The organism is Gammaproteobacteria bacterium (assembly GCA_014075255.1).
Classification (GTDB): Bacteria; Pseudomonadota; Gammaproteobacteria; order UBA4575; family UBA4575; genus JABDMD01.
Window position 1 is genome coordinate 2,229,417 of sequence record CP046178.1, and the last position, 20,581, is coordinate 2,249,997.

The 20,581-nt window shown below is 39.6% G+C and carries 21 protein-coding genes; 13 read left to right on the top strand and 8 right to left on the bottom strand.

What is annotated here, in order from left to right; translation table 11 throughout:
- The first annotated feature begins 80 nt into the window (after window positions 1–80).
- The 7 genes from GKR92_11370 to GKR92_11400 all read left to right on the top strand — a co-directional run bounded on the left by GKR92_11370 (window position 81) and on the right by GKR92_11400 (window position 7,858).
- Window positions 81–1,004, top strand: coding sequence for a fatty acid desaturase (locus GKR92_11370; protein ID QMU62790.1), 924 nt, complete (start codon window positions 81–83; stop codon window positions 1,002–1,004).
- Window positions 1,005–1,338: 334 nt separating this feature from the next.
- Window positions 1,339–2,004, top strand: coding sequence for a hypothetical protein (locus GKR92_11375; GenBank protein ID QMU62791.1), 666 nt, complete (start codon window positions 1,339–1,341; stop codon window positions 2,002–2,004).
- Between the two features lie 154 nt (window positions 2,005–2,158).
- The gene (locus GKR92_11380) at window positions 2,159–2,728 is read left to right on the top strand and encodes a prepilin-type N-terminal cleavage/methylation domain-containing protein (protein QMU62261.1); all 570 of its coding nucleotides are present in this window, start codon (window positions 2,159–2,161) and stop codon (window positions 2,726–2,728) included.
- Between the two features lie 27 nt (window positions 2,729–2,755).
- Window positions 2,756–3,298 carry a type IV pilus modification protein PilV gene (pilV, locus tag GKR92_11385; GenBank protein QMU62262.1) on the top strand — a complete coding sequence of 181 codons (543 nt, stop codon included), beginning with the start codon at window positions 2,756–2,758 and terminating at the stop codon, window positions 3,296–3,298.
- Complete coding sequence (locus GKR92_11390) at window positions 3,244–3,987, top strand: hypothetical protein (GenBank protein QMU62263.1); 744 nt, start codon at window positions 3,244–3,246, stop codon at window positions 3,985–3,987. The genes pilV and GKR92_11390 overlap by 55 nt, the downstream gene beginning before the upstream one ends.
- A gap of 3 nt (window positions 3,988–3,990) precedes the next feature.
- On the top strand, window positions 3,991–4,530 hold the full coding sequence (locus GKR92_11395; GenBank protein ID QMU62264.1) for a hypothetical protein: 540 nt from the start codon (window positions 3,991–3,993) through the stop codon (window positions 4,528–4,530).
- Window positions 4,531–4,546: 16 nt separating this feature from the next.
- Complete coding sequence (locus GKR92_11400; GenBank protein QMU62265.1) at window positions 4,547–7,858, top strand: VWA domain-containing protein; 3,312 nt, start codon at window positions 4,547–4,549, stop codon at window positions 7,856–7,858.
- 65 nt (window positions 7,859–7,923) lie between these two features.
- On the opposite strand, the gene GKR92_11405 is transcribed toward GKR92_11400, so the two are convergent.
- Complete coding sequence (locus tag GKR92_11405; protein ID QMU62266.1) at window positions 7,924–8,613, bottom strand: hypothetical protein; 690 nt, start codon at window positions 8,611–8,613, stop codon at window positions 7,924–7,926.
- Window positions 8,614–8,803: 190 nt separating this feature from the next.
- Between GKR92_11405 and dinB the strand changes: the two genes are divergently transcribed.
- The 5 genes from dinB (at window position 8,804) to GKR92_11430 (ending at window position 15,536) form a co-directional block, all read left to right on the top strand.
- On the top strand, window positions 8,804–9,868 hold the full coding sequence (dinB, locus tag GKR92_11410) for a DNA polymerase IV (protein QMU62267.1): 1,065 nt from the start codon (window positions 8,804–8,806) through the stop codon (window positions 9,866–9,868).
- 298 nt (window positions 9,869–10,166) lie between these two features.
- On the top strand, window positions 10,167–12,461 hold the full coding sequence (locus GKR92_11415) for a molybdopterin-dependent oxidoreductase (protein ID QMU62268.1): 2,295 nt from the start codon (window positions 10,167–10,169) through the stop codon (window positions 12,459–12,461).
- A gap of 58 nt (window positions 12,462–12,519) precedes the next feature.
- Window positions 12,520–13,647 (top strand): hypothetical protein, encoded by a 1,128-nt coding sequence (locus GKR92_11420; protein QMU62269.1) that lies wholly within the window; start codon window positions 12,520–12,522, stop codon window positions 13,645–13,647.
- A gap of 177 nt (window positions 13,648–13,824) precedes the next feature.
- Entirely contained in the window at window positions 13,825–14,874 is a 1,050-nt protein-coding gene (locus tag GKR92_11425) for a hypothetical protein (GenBank protein QMU62270.1), read from the top strand.
- 26 nt (window positions 14,875–14,900) lie between these two features.
- Window positions 14,901–15,536: a TIGR04211 family SH3 domain-containing protein gene (locus GKR92_11430; GenBank protein ID QMU62271.1), complete on the top strand. Its 636-nt coding sequence runs from the start codon at window positions 14,901–14,903 to the stop codon at window positions 15,534–15,536.
- A gap of 78 nt (window positions 15,537–15,614) precedes the next feature.
- On the opposite strand, the gene GKR92_11435 is transcribed toward GKR92_11430, so the two are convergent.
- The 7 genes from GKR92_11435 to GKR92_11465 form a co-directional block, all read right to left on the bottom strand.
- Window positions 15,615–16,259, bottom strand: coding sequence for a DUF4332 domain-containing protein (locus GKR92_11435; GenBank protein ID QMU62272.1), 645 nt, complete (start codon window positions 16,257–16,259; stop codon window positions 15,615–15,617).
- Entirely contained in the window at window positions 16,256–16,993 is a 738-nt protein-coding gene (locus GKR92_11440) for an OmpA family protein (GenBank protein QMU62273.1), read from the bottom strand. The genes GKR92_11435 and GKR92_11440 overlap by 4 nt, the downstream gene beginning before the upstream one ends.
- A gap of 223 nt (window positions 16,994–17,216) precedes the next feature.
- Window positions 17,217–17,429 carry a hypothetical protein gene (locus GKR92_11445; GenBank protein ID QMU62274.1) on the bottom strand — a complete coding sequence of 71 codons (213 nt, stop codon included), beginning with the start codon at window positions 17,427–17,429 and terminating at the stop codon, window positions 17,217–17,219.
- A gap of 34 nt (window positions 17,430–17,463) precedes the next feature.
- Window positions 17,464–17,694: a hypothetical protein gene (locus GKR92_11450; protein QMU62275.1), complete on the bottom strand. Its 231-nt coding sequence runs from the start codon at window positions 17,692–17,694 to the stop codon at window positions 17,464–17,466.
- Window positions 17,695–17,751: 57 nt separating this feature from the next.
- Window positions 17,752–17,967 carry a hypothetical protein gene (locus GKR92_11455; GenBank protein QMU62276.1) on the bottom strand — a complete coding sequence of 72 codons (216 nt, stop codon included), beginning with the start codon at window positions 17,965–17,967 and terminating at the stop codon, window positions 17,752–17,754.
- A 425-nt stretch (window positions 17,968–18,392) separates the two neighbouring features.
- Complete coding sequence (locus GKR92_11460) at window positions 18,393–18,704, bottom strand: hypothetical protein (protein ID QMU62277.1); 312 nt, start codon at window positions 18,702–18,704, stop codon at window positions 18,393–18,395.
- A gap of 82 nt (window positions 18,705–18,786) precedes the next feature.
- Window positions 18,787–19,023: a hypothetical protein gene (locus GKR92_11465; GenBank protein QMU62278.1), complete on the bottom strand. Its 237-nt coding sequence runs from the start codon at window positions 19,021–19,023 to the stop codon at window positions 18,787–18,789.
- Between the two features lie 534 nt (window positions 19,024–19,557).
- Between GKR92_11465 and GKR92_11470 the strand changes: the two genes are divergently transcribed.
- Window positions 19,558–20,523 carry a DUF4105 domain-containing protein gene (locus GKR92_11470; GenBank protein ID QMU62279.1) on the top strand — a complete coding sequence of 322 codons (966 nt, stop codon included), beginning with the start codon at window positions 19,558–19,560 and terminating at the stop codon, window positions 20,521–20,523.
- Window positions 20,524–20,581 lie beyond the last annotated feature (58 nt).

A 20,581-nucleotide genomic window follows, 5' to 3' on the forward strand; every position in this document is an offset into this window, starting at 1 on the left:
TAACCACGGCCCAAACTCCGGGTGCAGGCTTTGATGACGAAGGCGACACCATGGGCATCGTCCCGTTACTCAATGGCACCATGTACGGCATGCTGGCCGTCTTTGCCTTGATACAACTCGCCCTTGCTTGGCGCATCTGGCAATACATGGGCAACGTGCCGATTGGCGAAACCAGTATTCTGGGTCTCACCGTTCAAGACGGCATCACCGGACGCCAACTCATCGGTGCAGTGATGTCCTCCGGCATCTTTGCGGGGATTGGTATTATTTACGGACACGAACTGGCCCACACCAAAGGCTTCAGCTTTGTGATCGCGCGCTGGATGATGGCCTTAAGTGGTAAAGCCCACTTTTGCTACGCCCACGTCTACAACCACCACCTAGAACTCGGTCACCAAGACGACCCGGCGACTGCTCCACGTGGACGCAGCATGTACACCCACTATCCTTTATCAGGATTTGGGCAAAGCAAATTCCTCTTCATGATGGAGAAGCAACGCCTCGAAAGAATCGGCGTGAACTTCCTCTCCTGGCAAAACCGCTGGATCCGAGGCTACTTCATGGCCCTACCGACCGTTCTATTATTTTGGTTCGTAGGCGGCTGGACCGGCATGCTTTGTTTAGCCGGTGTATGGCTCATCTCCAACTTTGAACTTGAAGTACTGAACTACCTTGAGCACTACGGCCTGATACGCGAAAAAGGTCAACCGATTGACTACCGTCATAGCTGGGACAACAGTACCGCATTTACCAGCTGGTTCTTTATCGAAATTGGTCGCCAAGCGGATCACCACGATCGAGGCGAGACCCACTTTTGGGAACTCGACGAAGTGGGGGCTCCGAACTGCGGGCGCGGCTACTTCACTCTCTTTGCATTAGGCTTATTGCCACCTGTGTTTCATGCCTACATGAAGAAACAGCTGGGGAAGTGGGATGACGAGATGGCGTCTGAAGGTGAGCTTAAGATCGCTGCACAGATGAATAAACAGGCTGGATACGTTTAATAGCGAACAGCTAGTTTAGCAATCTAAAAATTAAAGCCCCGATCTTTTAGGTCGGGGCTTTTTTATTTACAGGGGCATAATGTATGCTGGTAACGCACGACTACAAGGATGTAGAAGGTAGAGCAACGCTGTAGCAGTTGCCGAGGATGCAGTAACCAGTATTCTTAAATAAGCATGCATTCCTAAATAGTTTTCCCATAACAAACGATTTATAAAATTTAAATCAATACTCTCTAACATAAATAAAAATTACTTTTAATACATCAGCTAAATAATGATCGAAAAGTTTAACCCTAAAAAAAACGAATCTGTAAAAGATTCATTACCGGATGCAATTGGTTCATTGCAATCTGCTGATGAGCGTGCCTGGTTAGAAAATGAATTAATTAAATTTCAACAGCAATTGAGAAATTTATCCGCCGAAGCTAGTAACACGGAGCGTGCTAAATTAGAACTTGAAATTGCTGAGGTATTTATTGGTCTTGATCAATTAGATGGTGCTTGGGAAAGTGCGCGACCTCTGCTTGAATTATTTATTAATGACTCTGAATTTGAATTAGCAGTGCGTACTTGTCGTGTGCTGTATCAAGCGGATCAGGAATTATCGATTGTCGCGCTGGGTCAAGGGTGTTGGTTAGCCGTAACCTATCCAATCAATCCAACATTATCTGTGGAAATGTTGCATAACATCGTTGATGAGACGCCAGATAATTCAGATGGTGCTGCAGTGGCCGCAATGGCTGCGCAATATATTGCCGATATACGTGGCGATGAACATCGCGAAAACTTAATGTTTCTTACCACTCAAATTATTGCCAAAGTTGCAAAACGTCATCGCAATATTGAAGGCGAAGAGATGATTAAGACCTGGATCGAGATTTTAGAATTGAACGATACCGACCAATTATTTGAACGTTTGGCAAAGATTATTGACATCATGACCGCCGATCAATGGTGGTTTGACCGAGATGAGCTTCGTGCGCAATTACCTGTAAATTAAGGGAAAACTGCATACTTGAGACCTTTGTCACATTAATTCCTTCCACTAATCACGTAATCCCCTCCATTTACGCCAATCCGACGGTTTTTAGTCTGAATTTGTAGCTATATCTCATTATTGAGAGTGCGATATATGTACAGTTATCGCACTAGAGTTGGAAACTTTTATGGAGAGCGTGGTGAGCCAATCAGCACAAAATGCTGGCTTCACCCTAATTGAGTTAATGATTGTCATCGTGTTGATGTCAATTTTTGTAACCGTGGGTGTGCCCAGTTTTCAAAATACGATTCGTGAGAATCGCTTATCTACACAAGCAAATGAACTTGTGTCGTCGCTACATTTTGCTCGCTCTGAATCTATTAAACGTCGTTTGCCTATTTCTGTTTGTAGAATTGTTAATGGATTTGCGTGTGTGACAGTTGGAACAGCAAGCTGGGAACAGGGGTGGTTAGTTTTTATAGACACAAATAGCAATGGTGCTGTTGATGGCGAAACAATTTTACGAAGTGTTGACAATACTCCAGACAGTACTCTTCGTTACACGGACTCTGCAGCTGCAAATAACAATCTAATACTATTTAGAAGTAATGGCTTACTAGCTAGTACTGGTGGAAGCTTCAATCTTTGTAATGAGACTACAGCTGATACGGCTTCAGGAAGAAATATTCGAATTAATGTAACGGGTCAAGTGGTAACCGCACAACCGGCAACATCTTGTCCATAGGTCCATGGTGAAGTTGAGTATATCCATATGTTAAATTTTACGAGCAAGAGGTCAACACAATATCAAAGTGGGATGAGTTTGATCGAAATTCTTGTCACTGTGGTTATTCTCTCAATAGGATTATTAGGTATTGCCGCAACGCAAACAGTTGGTGTGGGATATAACCATGATTCCTATTTGCGCAGTCAGGCAACTATGATGATTAATGAGTTAACCGAGCGCATGAGCCTTAATCTTGATGCGGTCAATAATAATGATTTCAATGTAAATGCTTTCAATATGGCCGGTTGTGGTACGGCTCCTGCAGCACTTTGTGAAGGTACTGTTAATTGTACGCCCCAACAACTTGCAACTTATGATATTTATAAAATTTCATGTGGTTACGATGCAAATGGTAATGATGGCATTACTAATATTTTCCCGAGTGGAGCTTTAGCAGTAGCCTGTATTGATTCTGATGCTGGAGTTGATGCAGATCCATGTACTGATGGCTCTAACCATCAAATAGTGATCTCATGGCAGCGCGCAAACTTAGCTCAAGCTCAAGTTCAGCTGGTGGTGCGACCATGAAGCCTTTAACCAATTTAATCAGCATTAAACAGCAACAGGGTTTGAGTATCGTTGAACTGATGGTGACCCTAGTTTTATCACTTTTTATTGTGCTAATTACCACTGGGTTTTATGTTAATAATAAATCTACCTACCGATATATCGATAGTAGCGAAGAGGTGCAAGAAAATGGCCGATACGCGATTCACTTTCTGCGAGAGACAATTGCCAATGCTGGTTTTCCTAAAGTTGATTTAAGCATAATTGCATTTTCTACTGTGCCAACTAATGACTCAGGTCCAAATAATTCGGATCAAATTTCTGTCAGCTACCAAGCTACGCAAAATTGTTTGGGCGCTAATATCGCAGGACCCATTACTAGTACTTTTGCAATAGTGGGTACAAACTTAAGTTGTAACGGTACAGCATTAATCGCCGGGGTTGAAAACTTACAATTAGAGTACGGAGTCGACAATGATGGCGATGAGATTCCGAATACATACCAGACTGCAGATGCTGTAACAGATTTCAATCAAGTAGTGGCTGTGCGTTTAGCAGTTTTAATCTCAAGTCAAAATCAAGTGCGCGATCAAGCATCTGCTGAAACTTACCAGCTTTTAGGTGTTTCATACACAGCGCCAAATGACCGATTACATCGTAGAGTATTTACCACCACGATTCCTCTCAGGAATAACAATAAGGATACCTAGGCTATGCACTCGCTATATAAACAACAAGGTGTGGTGTTAGTAATTGGATTATTAATGCTTTTACTAATAACTATTGTAGGTGTGTCAGCAATGAGCTCTACCATTAGTAATGAACGCACTGCTGGTAACAATCAGTACTCTACTGTCAGTTTTCAAGCTGCGGAGTCAGCAATTAAAAGTATGTTTTCGCGTACTGCTGTTGAGCCAACTATTATGGATGCAGATGATGGCACGAATGATAATCAAATTACTCAAGCAAGAGCATTTGATGTTGAGCTAAATACATATTCTGCATCTATTAATGTGCAGACTACAACGGTTGCAAGATTTTGTGGTGGTGACCCTATGAGTATAGGTACAAGTTTAGTATCTGGCTCAGGGGGTGGTGGTGTAGAAGTGCTTGCCTTTGATGTAAATGGAAATAGCCAAGTTGGCGGCACAGGCGCGCAAGAGAATCATTTGCGTAGTGGCGGATTATTAAACCTAGCTCTTGGTATGGCATTTAATGGAGCAGGTACAGCAGGCGACTGCGCAAACTTTTAGATAGATTACTTTTTACATGGATGGGATTTGGAACATGAAGATTATATTACGAAAATTATTATTCATAATAAGTGCAAGCGCATTTATTTTTGTGACAGGCACAACATCATCGTTTGCGGAAGATATTGAAATTTATGCAACATCGCCAACAGCTAATGTTTTGTTTGTGATTGATGTTTCTGGAAGTATGGATCAGTACGTAAGTGGCAATAGTGGGCCTAAAAGGCTAGATGTTCTCAAAGACGCATTCGCAACTGTTATGGGTCGTAACTGGGAAAACTTGAATGTAGGTATAATGGACTATGGCGATTGGGCGGGTAGCGGTATAGATCTGCCAGTCACAAATATTAACTTGGACGCTGATTCGATAGAGCCACAAGCAAACTCTATTGCTGGTGAGACATACTCTGATTTATTAGTTCGTGCCGTAAGAGCATACGATCCTAGACATAGTGGTGCGAAAACTCCTACAGTTGAAGCATTGTATGAAGCTGCGCTTTATTTTCGTGGAGAAAATCCCTATGCGGGCGACTATGATGAACCTCATGATTCCTGGGACGATGACATAAATGATTCTGAGTACAGAGGCGGACATTGGCGTGCAATGGGGATGCGAACGTACAGTGGTGGATCAATTGTTAATTCGTCTGCTCATAGTTGTACTCTAGCGCCTGTGCCATCTGGTGCTCCTGGGCCTGCATGTGTAAATCCTTACGGAAATGGAAGTCCGCCAAGTTCGTGTAATTATAGAGCAGCAGCAAGTGGCACATATCAGGCATGCACAGGTGGATGGACATGCACGCAATACGATGCAACAGGTACTGAATGTATATCAAGCACATGTAATCAATACACTACGCAAACTTGGTCTGATCCAGCTCATTATAGGTGTAGAGAGACTGAGCAGAGACTGAATGGTGCTAACTATGTAACCCCAATTACATCACAATGTGATAATAACTTTATCGTATTACTTTCAGATGGAGCGCCATCAGAAGAAGATGGCACTGTTCAAAATAGAATTGAAGACTTATACAGTCCAACATATAACTGTAGGGATTTACGTTCTAACTTCTCAATTACCTTTTCTAATAATTCTATTATAGATAAAGGGGAATGTGGTCCAGACCTTACAAAATATTTAAGAGATAATAATCAAGTTTCTGGGATTAATAATTCGTTTATCACTACACATACGGTTGGATTTGCATTAGGAGGAGGTGCGTCGGAGGCAAAAGATTACTTAGATCTGCTTGCGTTAGAAGGCGGAGGAAATTTTTATAATGCCTCTACTGATCCAGGTAATTTAGCTGATCAATTACAAGATCTGCTTACCTCTTTAGAGACAAAACCAAGAACCATTTCAACCCCGATTACTACGATTGATTTAGGTAACCCTTTAACAACACGCAATGAAGTGTACTACACACAATTCGCAGCGAAAAAGACACCGCGTTGGCCGGGAAATGTTAAAGGCTATTATCTTGGACCTAAAACAACTGCTCCAGCGGATCCAATCATTGCTATTCGTGATTTAGACGAGGAAATTGCTACGGATGCTAATGGTGATTTTTTAGATTCATCACGTAGTTTCTGGACGATTGGAGATGATGGAAATGATGTTTCTAAGGGTGGTTTTGCAGTAAAACTTAACCCAAGTGTTCGTACATTGCACACTGATGATGGTGCCAGCAGTCCTTCATTTGTCGATTTAACTGTTAGCGCTTTTGATGACGGTGATTTAGCGTTATTTAATTTAACTTCCACAGGCAACTCAACCAACGACCATACAATGGTTGATGAGTTAGTAGATTGGGCGCGTGGTGTAGATGTTGATGATCAAAATAATAATGGTTCTACAACAGATGCTAGAGCTGAAGCGGGTGATCCACTGCATACCGTTCCATTAGTTGCACAGTATGGCTCTGGGCCCGCACGAGTGCTTTACGCGATGACTAATGAAGGGTATATACATGCTATTGACGTGAGTTCAAACGTTACTTCGGGCACAGGGGGTGACGAAATATTTGCGTATATGCCTAGAGATTTATTAATAAATCTAGACCCTTTGCGTAGAAATTCAGGCACACAAAAAATTTATGGGCTTGATGGTCCATTATCTCTATTTCAACCTGATGGTGTGTTGGACACTGCCGGCAATAAATATCTTTACTTTGGCATGCGCCGTGGTGGTAAAAATTATTACAGCTTAGATGTGTCTGATTCATCTAGTCCAAGTCTAGAATGGATTATTAAAGGTGGAGTAGCAGGCGACTTTGCAGAATTAGCGCAGACGTGGTCAAAGCCTACGCCTGCAAAAGTTTATATCAATTCAACTACTACTAAAGATGTTGTCGTTTTTGGTGGTGGTTATGATGTAGATCAAGACAATAATTTACAGCGTGCGGATGATGATGAAGGTCGCGCTGTATTTATAGTCGATGCCAGTGATGGTTCTTTAATATGGTCTGCTGGGCCTGACAGTAGTCACGATCTAGAACTTGTAGACATGAAGAATAGTGTTCCAGGTGGTATTGCAGTAATCGATTTAGACTCAGACGGCATACATGATCGCTTGTATTTTGGTGATACAGGTGGTCGTTTGTGGCGCATGGATTTAGATCAAACACTTTCAAACAGTACTGGATATATGCTTGCTGATTTGGCAAGCGATGGATTCGATGCGCATAATCGAAGATTTTATACTAAGCCTAGTGTTACCCGTTTGAGTAATGGGAAATTAGGTATCACTATTGGTTCAGGCTATCGAGCACATCCATTAAATAGCGATATTCTTGAACGAACCTATATGATTTATGATCCACATGCTGCTAAAGGTGATATACCTGCAACGGCACCTGCCCCTAAGATTGATGGAACGGGTGCAAATGCTGTAGAAGATATTACTTCTAATTTCAGTTTTAATCCAAACGCTCCAAGTGCAAATGTGAATGGCTGGAAAATTGAATGGCCACAAGGCAATAAAGTGATGACAGATATTGATGCCATTCAAGGTGTATTAAACTTTAGTATCTATGAACCACCTTCAGCAGGTAATTCATGTGCTGGAGACATTGGCAGAAGTGCACAGTTTGTGATTGATATTAACGGCCGACCAGTAGGACAACCCGATTCTTTCTACACAACTTCTGGGAATACGGTCTTTGATTCTGCAAATTTTGTAGGCAATACGTTATGGGGAGGCGTCAATCCATATTTTACTTATGATGGAATGGGGTTACTGGATGGAACTAAGTCTGGGCAACCAGTGGCGAAAGGGCCATTGAAGACAAGATTTTGGTATAACTTAGATACTTTGACTCCATAAGCATTTTACACTCAAAAAAAACGCCGCAATTGCGGCGTTTTTTTTTGGTGAATTTTTATATAATTCTAATTATATTTTTTTGCGTACTCTTCATAGGAACCATGAAAACCCATGTGTTCTTTTTCGTTAAATGGATCAGAGCTTTGCTTCTTTGCTGGTGTTTGAGTGTCGCCTCCATACTTAGCTAAGTAGTCATCAATGCCGCCGTGATATGCATTGAAATTTGAGTTTTGTTGTTTGACTGAAGAAGAGCCACTATTCTTAGCTTGATATTCTTCCATGCTCATTGAGCTCGCGCCATTAGCTTGTTTAGAATTTGAGTTTGCGTTATCAGTCTTTGATTGCATATTTTTGGTAACTTTAGCTTGGCTGCCACTGAGATATTCATCGATACTGCCAGAAAAACCTTGGTGATGAGTCACGTTGGCTTCAAGTTCAGTGCTACGCTGATTAGATGATTGTGCAAGATATTCGTTTATATCCATGGAGGTTGCGCCAGCACTGTTTGATGATGCAGCTTGTTTTGTAGTCGCACTAGAAGGCGTCTTTTTTGCAGCTTTGCCAGCATGTTCGCTGTTTGCTTGCTTGTGATCAGCCGCTTTACCACCATGTTCATTTGAACTCGCTTGTTGTTGGTTAGGGTCGGCGCCTTCTTCCGTTAATCTTCTGCGGTCGTCGATATAAAATCCGGCGAGTACTCCAAAGATAAAAATGCCAACTATGGGCCAAAGAATTTTTTCAGATAATGCGGCCATGGTGTTAACCTCGTTATGGTGTTGACTAGATTTACGATGAATCTAGTGCATTTATATATAGTTAATTTCTAAGTAAATTCTAAATCATATTCATAGTCATTTGATAGCCATTTAATAATAAGAATCGATAGTTTTCATTGATAAAATGCTTGTTATAAATTTAAATGAGGGAATTTAATAAACGTTAAACATGCAAGACATCATCCATATCGATATGGATGCCTTTTACGCATCTGTAGAACAAAGAGATTTTCCACAATACCGCAATAAACCTGTGGTTGTTGGTGGAGACCCTGAAAAGCGAGGTGTGGTGGCGACGTGCAGCTATGAAGCTCGAAAATTTGGTATTCACTCTGCGATGCCTTGTGCACATGCTTTACGATTATGTCCCAATGCCATTTTTGTACGGCCACGCTTTGAGCTGTATCGCGAAATATCACAGCAGATACGCGATATCATGTTTAGTTATACGGATTTAGTCGAACCACTCTCTTTAGACGAGGCTTATTTAGATGTCACACAATGTAAGCGTAGCTTTGGTTCACCGACGCTTGTAGCTAAAGCGATTAAAAATGAAATTCAACAAGCGACAGGACTCACCGCATCTGCAGGTATTTCCTACAATAAATTCATAGCCAAAATAGCATCAGATCTAGATAAGCCGGACGGTTTGACGCTGATCACCGAACAGCAAGGGCCGGATTTTGTTAAGCAATTACTGATTGGGAAATTTCATGGTATAGGGCCGGCAACGGAAAGCAAAATGCAGGACTTAGGGGTGTATAGCGGTGAAGATTTACTTGCTTGGAACCTTGAAGAGCTAAAGCCGATTTTCGGTAAAGTGAGTGATTACTATTACCACGCTGCACGCGGTATAGATCATCGTAAAGTGGTCAGTCACCGACAACGTAAGTCTATCGGTTCAGAGAAAACGTATAGTGAGGACGTGGCCAATATGGAAGAAATGCGACAAAGGCTGGAGAAGCTTGCTGAAGAGGTTTGGCAAGATCTGTCCGATAAACACATGACGGCCCGTACCATTACGATTAAAGTAAAATTTGACAATTTTGTGCAGCTAACCCGTTCCATAACCCTAGGTAATGATGTTAGTAAACTTACTGATATGACGGCTCCTTTGAGAGATTTGCTCGATAAAGCGGAAGTAAATGGAAGACGTGTACGGTTGTTGGGTATTTCAGTATCAAAATTGACGATGTTAGAGCAGCTAGACGAAGAGCAACTCTCTCTTCTATGAAAACTTCTTTATAAGCTCGCGTAAAAGCCTATTTGCATACTTTTGTATGTTTCAGGTGAATACATAAATCCCCCTTTTTTTTTAATGTCTTATTGTCAAAAATTAGCTCATGGATAAGTCATGAATGGTATGCCATATATATGTAGACCCATATTGTAGACATTGGGGCCATGTAGTAATGTCTAATGAAAAGGAAGTGACACTTATATATATGTCATATCATCAAGCTACTCAAATAATGCCAAGAATTGGCAAATTATAAAGAGTAGAGGACCAGTAGTGTTAGGAGATTCAAAAAATGCAGACCGATAAAATTAAAGCGCCCGAAGGGCATTCGATTCACCACGTAACCTGCCCACATGACTGTCCTGACTCGTGTTCGATGCTGGTAACTAAAGACGATTCAACAGGTAAAGCGGTACGCGTTCAAGGTGATCCAACGCATCCTATTACTCGCGGTTATCTGTGTAACAAGGTGAATCACTATCTTGATTTGGTCTACAACGAAAATCGTGTGCTTTATCCGCATAAGCGTGTGGGACCAAAAGGCCCAGGTGCTAAATTTGAACGCATCAGTTGGGATGAAGCACTAGAAACCATTACTGGAAATTTCAAAAGTGTAATTAGCGAATACGGCAGTGCTGCAGTACAGCCATATTCGTATTCAGGAACCATGGGTATGGTCGGTTATTGGACGATGGATTATCGTTTCTGGAACAAGATGGGAGCGGGTGGTTTAGTGCAGTCGATTTGCATATATGCAGCAATGTGGGCGGGCTTACATACTTACGGTTTAGCGCATCCAAATATGTCAGTGCATGAAGCGGCTGAAAAAGCAGATTTGATGATCCTCTGGGGTGCGAATTTAGTCAGCACCGGTGTGCATGCGATTCCATTTATTCGCGAAGCCAAAGAACGTGGCATGAAGTTGATCGTAATCGATCCGCGGGTAACACGTACTACGATGATGGCAGATTGGCATATTCAACCTAAGCCAGGTACCGATGCTGCTTTAGCGCTAGGCATGATGAAAGTCATAGTAGATGCCGGCAAGCATGATCTTGAATTTTTGAAAGAGCAAACAAATGGCTGGGAAGCTTTACTAGAAACCAAACTTCCTGACTATCCATTAGATAAAGTGGAAAAAATTACCGGTGTTCCTGCGGCAGATATTGAAAAGCTTGCAATGGAATACGCTTCAACGAAGAAGACATTCATTCGTGCAAACTACGGTTTAAACCGCCATCAAAATGCAGGACAAATGTGTCGCTCCATTTTAGTTCTACCATGCATTACAGGTGCATGGCGTGAAGATTGTGGTGGTGCTTGTTTTGGTAATTTAGAAGAAATGTGGTTCCGCTGCATGACTCCACAATTACATCGTCCAGATTTAGGGAAACGCGAACGTACTATCAATATGGTGCAAATTGGTCGTGCTTTATCTGAGAATATTGGTGCAGATGGTGAGCAGTTAGACCCGCCTATTAAAAGCATCTTTGTTTATAACTCTGACCCCGCTAACTGCGCACCCAATACAAATGGTGTGCGAAACGGTTTTATGCGTGATGACTTGTTTGTTGCAGTGCATGAAACTTTCTGGACCGATACCTGTAACTATGCTGATATCGTTATTCCTGCAGATACACAGTTAGAGCGCATGGATATGGTAGCTACCTATGGCAACTGGTATTTCACAATGAATAAACCCGTCATTGAGCCTTTAGGCGAAAGTGTTCGTAATTCGGAATTATTCCGTATCTTAGCGAAGAAAATGGATTACGTTGAAGACGGTGATAATGCATTTACACAAACAGACGAAGAACTTGTTCGCGATGTGTTATGTGATGAAGGTGAATCTAATCTGTTAATGGAAGGTATTAAATACGAAGACTTTGAAAATAAAGGTTTTGTTCGTGCCAATACTAGTACGGAGAGCAGAAACTTTATGAAAAACGGCTGGCCAACTCCATCAGGTAAAATAGATATCTGGTGTGATGCATTGAAAGAAGAAGGAATAGATCCATTGCCTTCTTATGTGCCAGAAATTGAAGGTCAAGAAGATCCTAAACGTAAAAAATATCCTCTACAGATATTAAGTAGTGCGTCGCACTACTTTATTGGTGATTCGTTCCAATCAGTGCCACGTTTACAAGCCATGATGTCTAGGCCAACGGTGGAATTAAATCCGAAAGAAGCCAAAAAACGAGGCTTAGAAGATGGTGATTTATGTCGATTGTATAATGACAGAGGTGAGACCTATGCATACCTTGTGATTATTGAAGGCCATGTGGATGGTATTTGTTCTACGCAAAAACAATTTAAAGGTAGTAACACACCTGGCGGTGTGAACGTGAATGCCTTGAATTCAGAAATGCTTACAGATTTTGGAACTAGTCCAACTTTCTATTCTGTGCTTTGTGAAATTGATAAGGCTAGTGAAGAGATGCGTAAAAAAGCTCTACTCAAAGAGTGGGGCGGTAAAAAAGGCTATGTTCAAAAATGGCGTGAAGATCCACAAAACCAGGGTGTTGAAGCAAGTGATAAAGAAATTCTCGCATTTGCTGAAAAACGTCATCCCGGTATCTTTAGCTGAGTTGCTGAAACGCATGGAATAAAGACCAATAAGAGTTAATTGAGGAGTAAATGAGATAATGGCAACGGCGCAGAAAAATTTTCACGACCCATTGGATAATTATTTTAGAAAGTTACCAGAACCTAATCGTGATATTCAGACTAAACGTGTAACGGTAAACCAAGGGGTTATTTGTAGTGTAGAAAACTTAACCTACGATACCTATAAGGTTGTGATCAGATGTAATGAGGATTCTAAGCAAATTGTCTTTAAAGCAGGCCAATATGCAACCATCACCGTGCCTGGTTGTAGAAAGCCTCGCTCGTATTCTTTTGCTCTTGCTCAAGAAAACGAAAATAAAAATGAGCATTCGTTTTTTATTCGTTTAGTACATGGTGGCAAGCTTTCTAGTTGGATAGCGGGGGAAAATCGCGAAGGGGAGCATGTAAAAATTTCTGGGCCACTCGGTAAGTTTGGTCTAGATTCCAGTGATAAAACAATGGTTTGTATTGCTGGTGGTAGTGGTATGAGTGCCATCAATGCAATTGTGCAACATGCATGTAATGAACAAGTTACAAGAGATTGTTACTTTTTTTACGGCGCAAGAACTCAAGCCGATTTATATTTGCAAGAAGAAATGCAAGAAATTGAACGTAAATGGAATAAGAAAAATTCATTTAAGTTTATACCTGTCTTGTCGGAAGAAGCAGAAGATAGCGATTGGGATGGAGCGCGCGGTTTTGTAACGGATCACTTTAAGGATGAGTATTTAAGTAAAGGTGCAGTTTCTGTTAATAATATGAAAGCATTCTTTTGTGGGCCACCGGTCATGATTGATCTTGGTGTTGAGGCATTGAAAGAAGCTGGTTTAGCAGACAGTGATATTTATTTTGATAAATTTGAGGATGCGCGTTCACCTGCGCCGGTAGTTGATAATACTAAGTGTGTATTATGTGATGAGTGCTTAATGGTGAAGCCAACTCCTAATTGTTTAGTCGAAGCCACTAACTTCAAAATGAATGGTGGTGGGGAAGTTTCTAGCTTTGATCGCGTGCAGCCAGCAAAAACTTCGGGTTTGTACTACAACTCTCTTTTTATTGATGAAAACGAGTGTATACGATGTTTTGCTTGTGTTGAGGCATGCCCGCATGATGCTATTTCTGTAGATTACGATAAGGTGCCAAAGACTCTTAGGAAAATTTCTTAGTGGATGTTTGCACGGTTATTTACGCGAATCGCAGAATAAGTTTGTTTTAATATTGTATAAAGCTGCTGTTGGGAAGCCAAAAGCAGCTTTTTTATGTGTGATTAGTGGGGATTATAATTTCACTTTTACAGTCTAATTTTAAGGGCCACCTATTATTTTTTTGCTGGAGTCATACCTATGTACCTAATGAATTCATGGAAAACATTAACTTTTGTAGCTTTCGCTACAGTTCTAACTTTTTTAGTAGGAGTGCAAATGAGTAATGCATCTTCACAAAAAGTGCATAAGCCTATGGTTGAGGAAATAGGTGAATTAAGTGATGAAGAATTGATAAAAATGGAGAAGGAACTTCAAAAGCCCGTCAAAGAATCAGGTCGTTTCACCGAAGGAGTTTTGTGGCAGATTGAAAAAGATAAGGAATTTGTTGGGTATATTTTTGGCACTCTTCATATGAATGATAAACGCATAAACGAAGTGCGTGAAAATATCATAGGAAAGTTTGATGAAATGACTAGCTTTGCGATGGAATCATTTCCAAGTGATCACTACTTTAATCCCTACCATGGTGGGCAGATGATTAAGGGCGACATGACATTACCAAAAGGCCAAACATTGGAAGACTTAATTGGGAAAGAGCTTTATGCGCGTGTGGAAGAAGTATTGTTAGATGTGGGTTTGGATAAAGAAACTATTCTACATCTGAAGCCCTGGGCAGCCATGCGTAGTTTTGCAGTTAAAGCTGAAAATACTGAAGACTTAATATTAGATTATGAATTATTAGATCGTGCAGCAGCACAAAAAAAAGATCTTTATCAAGTGGAGAGCATCGAAGAGTTTCTGGTAACTTTTTATTCCATGCCAGAGGATGTGCAAATTAAATTACTCGAATTTACCGTCAATAGTTATAAGGAAATGCGTAATACGATAAATAAAATGTTAGATGCTTATTTAGAGGAAGATCTAACAGAGATGTATCAAGTGAGTACCAGTTTCATTCCTAATAAGCCTGAATATGAACGGTATCGTGAAACTTATTTAAAGCATGTAGTGAAAAATAGAAATGTTGTTATGGAACATTATATGCGCAAGCCTATGCGTGAAAAGAAAACTTTTATTGCAGTTGGTGCGCTACATCTTTATGGTGATCAGGGTGTCTTGGCGTTAATGGAGAAGGATGGCTACCAGGTAAAACGTGTTCCTGTTAGTTCACTAACTGACAAGTCTTAGAACAGCTGTTATTTAAAGTTTTATTCGTGTTTCATAATCTATTTCACAAACGATTTCCAGTAATGTTGATGTTAACGTTAACTGTAAGCAGTGTGAATGTGCATGCTGAAGATGTTCGATATGTGACCGATGAATTGGAAATCACCATACATCGGAACATGAGTCTCAATAGTGATATTGTTGCGCAGTTAATAAGTGGTACACCTGTAAAAGTATTAAAAACTAATCGTGACGAAGGTTACGTTATGGTGGCTACTCAGGATAAGAAAGTGGGCTGGATGCTAGAAAGTTATTTAATTAATGAGCCTGCAGGTCGTGCACAGCATGAAGCTTTGAAAAAAGAATATGATCTGTTAAAAGCTAATTTTGATACTCAGGTTAAGGAACGTACTATTAAGTTATCAACTGAGCTTGCTAAGGTAAAGAATGCTGCTAAGCGACCTTTGGAATTGCAGCAGGAAAATCAAAAACTGAAAAAAACTCTTGAAGATGAGCGTGCACAGGTGGAAGAAATTAAAAAAGAAAATCGTGAATTCAAATCAATTCACAAAGATCGAAAATGGTTTGTTACTGGCGCTTTAACGGCCATTGGTAGTTTGGCATTGGGTTTGGTGCTAACCAGAGTGCCTTGGCGTAGACGTAAAAGCTGGGGCGAGCTATAAAAAGTGCACTCCCGAAATATTTTAAAACTACTCCTGAGTATTTGCGTAAGCCAGAATTAATACTAAATTCTGTAGCGATCAGTTATCTTGCATGATAACTTTTAATGACTTTGCTTGGTTAATCATCAGGTCTAAAGAAGACTCATCTGGAATTGTTTTCACGCGGTTTTGTTGCTGGTTTGTTGTAAATAGTTTGCTATGTAGTGCGCCTGCATTCTGTTGGCCTAAGTCTTGTACAGAATCAATTCCGGAGTAGACGATAAGTTCAGAGAACTGGCCTTCTATGCCGCTTATGCGCATTAAATCAGACATACTTGCCCACTTTTGTACGACAAAGTCTTCGATACCAACATGTTCTGATACAGTCACGCGACCGTTCATAATGCAGCATTGATTCAGTAACTGCTCAGTGGTTGAAATTCCCATATCGCGAAGTTTTTTACCATAACTCTTACCTATGCCTTCTATTTCTTCGACTTCGTAACTGGTTTGCTCCGCCATTGAAATCATTGAGTCAACAGTACCCGTGGCAGCAGGTTTGCTAACTTCTGTGAGCCTTTTAGTGTAGTTACTCTCTTTGTCTTCTAACTTGCGACGCCAACTCTTATCTAAATCGTCCAGCTGATTTCGACATGATGATTTAGCTAACCACCAGCCAATTAGTGCGCCAAGTAATGCTGCAAGCAGTAAACATAACCACATTTGTTGAATTAAATAACTCATTGTGAAAGCCCCTTTACGTTAAATTCAATTCTTCTGTTTTTTGCCTTACCCTCATCACTTTCGTTATCAGCAATTGGGTTGTTTTCACCATAGCCGACAGCAGTTAACCGTATTGCATCTATTTCATTCGCTGCTAAATAGTCCATAACAGAGGATGCGCGTGCCTGACTTAGACGTAAATTGTGAGCATTGCTACCACTAGAATCGGTGTGTCCACCAATTTCAATTTTGGCCTCAGGGCACTGATTTGCAACTTCAATTAGGTCGTTTAAAAGACGATTACTTGAAGGGTCAATATCGGCACTGTTGGTGGCAAAGTGTATTCCATTACTACTTAGTAGTGCATTAAAGTCTTGTTGACAAGTGAATTCAGGTAGCACTTCCAATTTAGGCTGCTGAATAACTTTTTTAACAGGCTCGGGGTTTTTATCAGGTTCAACAACTGGCTCAGGTGCCGCAACAGATAATTTATTGTCTACTGTACGAACGCCATAAACTTTTCGAGCATATTCTTCTGCCTGTCGTCTGACGACTTCATTTGAAACCAAACCCGTTAGTACAATTTCTCGACCATCAGTACCTACTGTAATATTGTCTAACCCATGTTCTGTGAGTACTGCACGTGTTCGAGCATCAATATCGATTTGAATTCTGGAGCTGTTATTGTAGATGCAAAAGTAGCCAAGAATGGCTAGCAGTAGTAAACCTAGGAATAGTATTAAGGCTTTACTCATTTGAACTCCCCATTACTGATTATTAGTATAGATGTGTAATGTAAACATCATATGTTAGCTGATAAAACTTAATATACGATGTGTTTAGAAATCAAGCGCAGGCTAACGTATTCATTATTTATTTGCAATAGTAAAAAACTGTGTTCTAAAGTTAAATAATAGTTAACTATTATTTAACTTTACTCAATATTTAAACTAGTTTTCTTTTGTCGGCGTACTTTACTTATGTAAAAAGAAAAGACTCTCTAAAATATACTGCTAAGAATATATTTTGGGGAAGCCATTCTTTTTTCAATTTTACTTTATCTAAATTTCGTTTAGATTTGTTAGTTTTACGGTGTCCTCCGCCTTTGCTTAGCAATGGATGATCATGCAAAGGATTGCGCCTCGATAATTTAGTCACCATATTTTGGTGCGACTTGATTTTACTAGTCATTTTCATCTCCTTATTTATAAGTTATATATTAGAGTTAAGCCGCTTCTTTAATTAGCGTGCCCTCTCGAATTGCTTTATGTATGTAATCCATAAAGTAAATAGTATGACTTTCTGCTGCTAAGGCTTCATCTTGCATGGTATTTAGTGGCACAGGGAAGCTGTATAGCATTTCGCTATAAGGCACAGTTAAAGCGTAGTACGCAATACCATTTTTACAACGCAAAAATTTTGCTTTGCTACTAATTACTATATCTTTGATTTCCATGTTTAACCTCTATTTATAAATGCTAAAGCAGGTAATTATTATTTTCTTAACTAATATTTAAGCTGCTTTAGCTCTATCTAATTTTTCTGCATGCGCTTTGATATATGGATAAAAGCGGTTTACACGGTCTTCGTTAAGAAAAACCGATTGGCCTGAGCCTTTAATAGGCACAGGAAACTTAAATCCACTTTCAGTGCGATACCATAGTTTTCCTGAAAGGAAAAACATAAAGCTCACGCTTTCATTGCTTTGTAAGACTTTGTCTAAATTCATCGTTTGTCTCCTTATATTCAAGTTGTTAAAAGTTCTCTAGTTGGATCATCAATAATGACTGTAATGCCAATATCAAATTCATAGCTCATTAAAATCTGGGCATTAAAAAACCCCGAAGCTCACGCTACCGGGGTTTTAGGTTCTATCCGGAAGGTGAGCTGCACCTCCCATTTAAATTAGAAGGTTTGCTATTTAATAAGTTTCACTTGTTTCATAATCGTTTCTATATAGTGTTTCATTCTATTTGCCATGCTATGGGCACGTGTAAACGTAACCACTGGGCGGCATGTATATTTAGCTTGTTGTTGCGTAAAATATTTCATCGGTCGCGAACTATACTCTTTAAAATTTCTATTGCAATATCATTGTTAAACTTTAATGGACTAAATAATACCGTTTATCTGTCAGCTGCATATTGAATTAAATTAACGATGCTTTCTTTCACAAGCCCTACGTATTCGTATAACAGCATCGACGCTTTCGACACCGACCATGTGGTCAAGCAAGCATTCGTTATATCGACGTTCATTGCTCATGATGCTTTTGCTGGGTCCGCTGCCATAATTTTCCTCACAGGCCTCCGCAATAAAGCGGCTTGCGACATCCAATTTTGCATGATCTAAATGCTCTAATAGGCAATCTTCGTACTCATATCGATCTTTTTTAGCAGCTACATTGTTTATCAATAAAAAGCCTATAAATACCATGGATATTAACTGGGTACTCAACAATCTCATTTTAGTTAGAGTGACTGAGTAACGGTTAGTTCCCTATAGGGTATAGGGTGAATCTGTAGGCCGGTTGTATAGAAAGTTTGTTTTACAAATTTCGAATCTTAAGTCGAATATATTCTTGCATTACAAAATAACCATCACGCGCCTCATCTTTTTCGATGTCTTTGCTTACCTGTTTCCAGATAATGCTATTTGGATTAGGCAAGTTTATATTTAGAGCATTAAGGATATTTTTACTTTCATCAATGCGGATAGCACTTCGATGTAAATCATTCGTATCGCGAAGTTTAATTACACTTTTCGAAAAACTACTTTCACTCATATAAAAAATTAGTGCATAAGGCTTATTATGCAAACTATTAAATTCAAATTCATAGATTTTATGGAATGGAGTACGACTTGTGTATTTATTTACTTTGTCTAGTGTGGATAATGAAATATTGTGTTGTATATGAGAGAACTGCGATTGTTGTTGATAGTGATGAACATAACTGCAACTAGCACATTGTAGCGCAACAAATGCTATAAAAAGATTTTGGCAAGAAAAACATTTACTCATGTAAATAATTAAGTAGACATCAATAAAACCCTTTTCACAGATAAGGTTAAATCCTTGCTACATCCAAGTAAATTAATCACATTTTAGTGTAGGCGATAATGCAAATAGACCTGTTGGACAGGGAATAAAGAAGGTAGATTTTCAGATAGATGGCGGGCATTAAATAATATATTACTTATAAAAATAATCATTAATTAGACTAGTGTTTCAGCTTTATCAACCTATTGCTGGTATTTTCTAAATCAGCAATGCTGTGATGTAATATAGAAATTAGAATTAATTCTTATTAAATGCAAAATGAAAAATTTACTACTAATGCTTATTTGGGGAATGAATACATTAATGCTACATCATTTTTTGAATTTTCCTAGGAAGCTAGGATTATTCATTTTTTTAGCAGGCATTATAGTTTTGTTTGTTTTTGGAAAAAAACTTTATATAAGTATTGTGCCACCATTAATATTAGTTGTTCTACTAATTTGGTTGTCTACTATACAAGCTAGTAATGATTTAGATTGGTTGACAGAGGTATCAGTATTGCCTCGAATTAATATAGAAGATGATGTGATTACGATAGAAAAATTTCGCAATTTCACCTGGCAAGATATTAACAGCAGTGATCAGAATTGGGAAACGCGCAGCTATAATTTAAGTAAGTTAAAGAGTCTTTCACTTATAGTAGTGCCATTTCATGATTCAAAATATATGGCACATACCATGCTCGATTTTGAATTTGCAGATCAAGGTCATGTCATTATTTCAGTTGAATCACGCAAAGAAAAGAATGAAGCATATAGTCTAGTGGCAGGCGCATTGAAACAGCTAGAATTGATATATGTTATTGGTTCAGAGCGTGATCTCCTAACACTACGTGCAGTGCATAGAGGGTCGAAAATTCACCTTTATCCTATCAAGGCTGAACCTGAATTTATGAATTCCTTGTTTAACGATTTATCAAAGTCCGCGAATTCACTAAATGCTAAGCCGCAGTTTTATCGTACTTTGCGTGATAATTGCACTACTACCTTAGTGAAGCATATTGATCGTCATTATCAACAAAAAATTGGGCTTCGTTTGGAAACGATATTCCCGGCCAAAGCTGGAGAGCTATTACATGAGCTAGGTAAAATGGATACTCATTTACCTTATTATCAGGCTTATGAGGCCTCGCGCATTGACCACATAGTCAATGAATATCAAGATGAGGAAAACTTTTCTTCCAAGCTGCATGCTAGGATTAATTTGGCCTATGCTGACCAGTAATGTTTGTATCACTTCTTGATGATATGGCTTTGATGACTGGCTCTTATATAATGTTTCT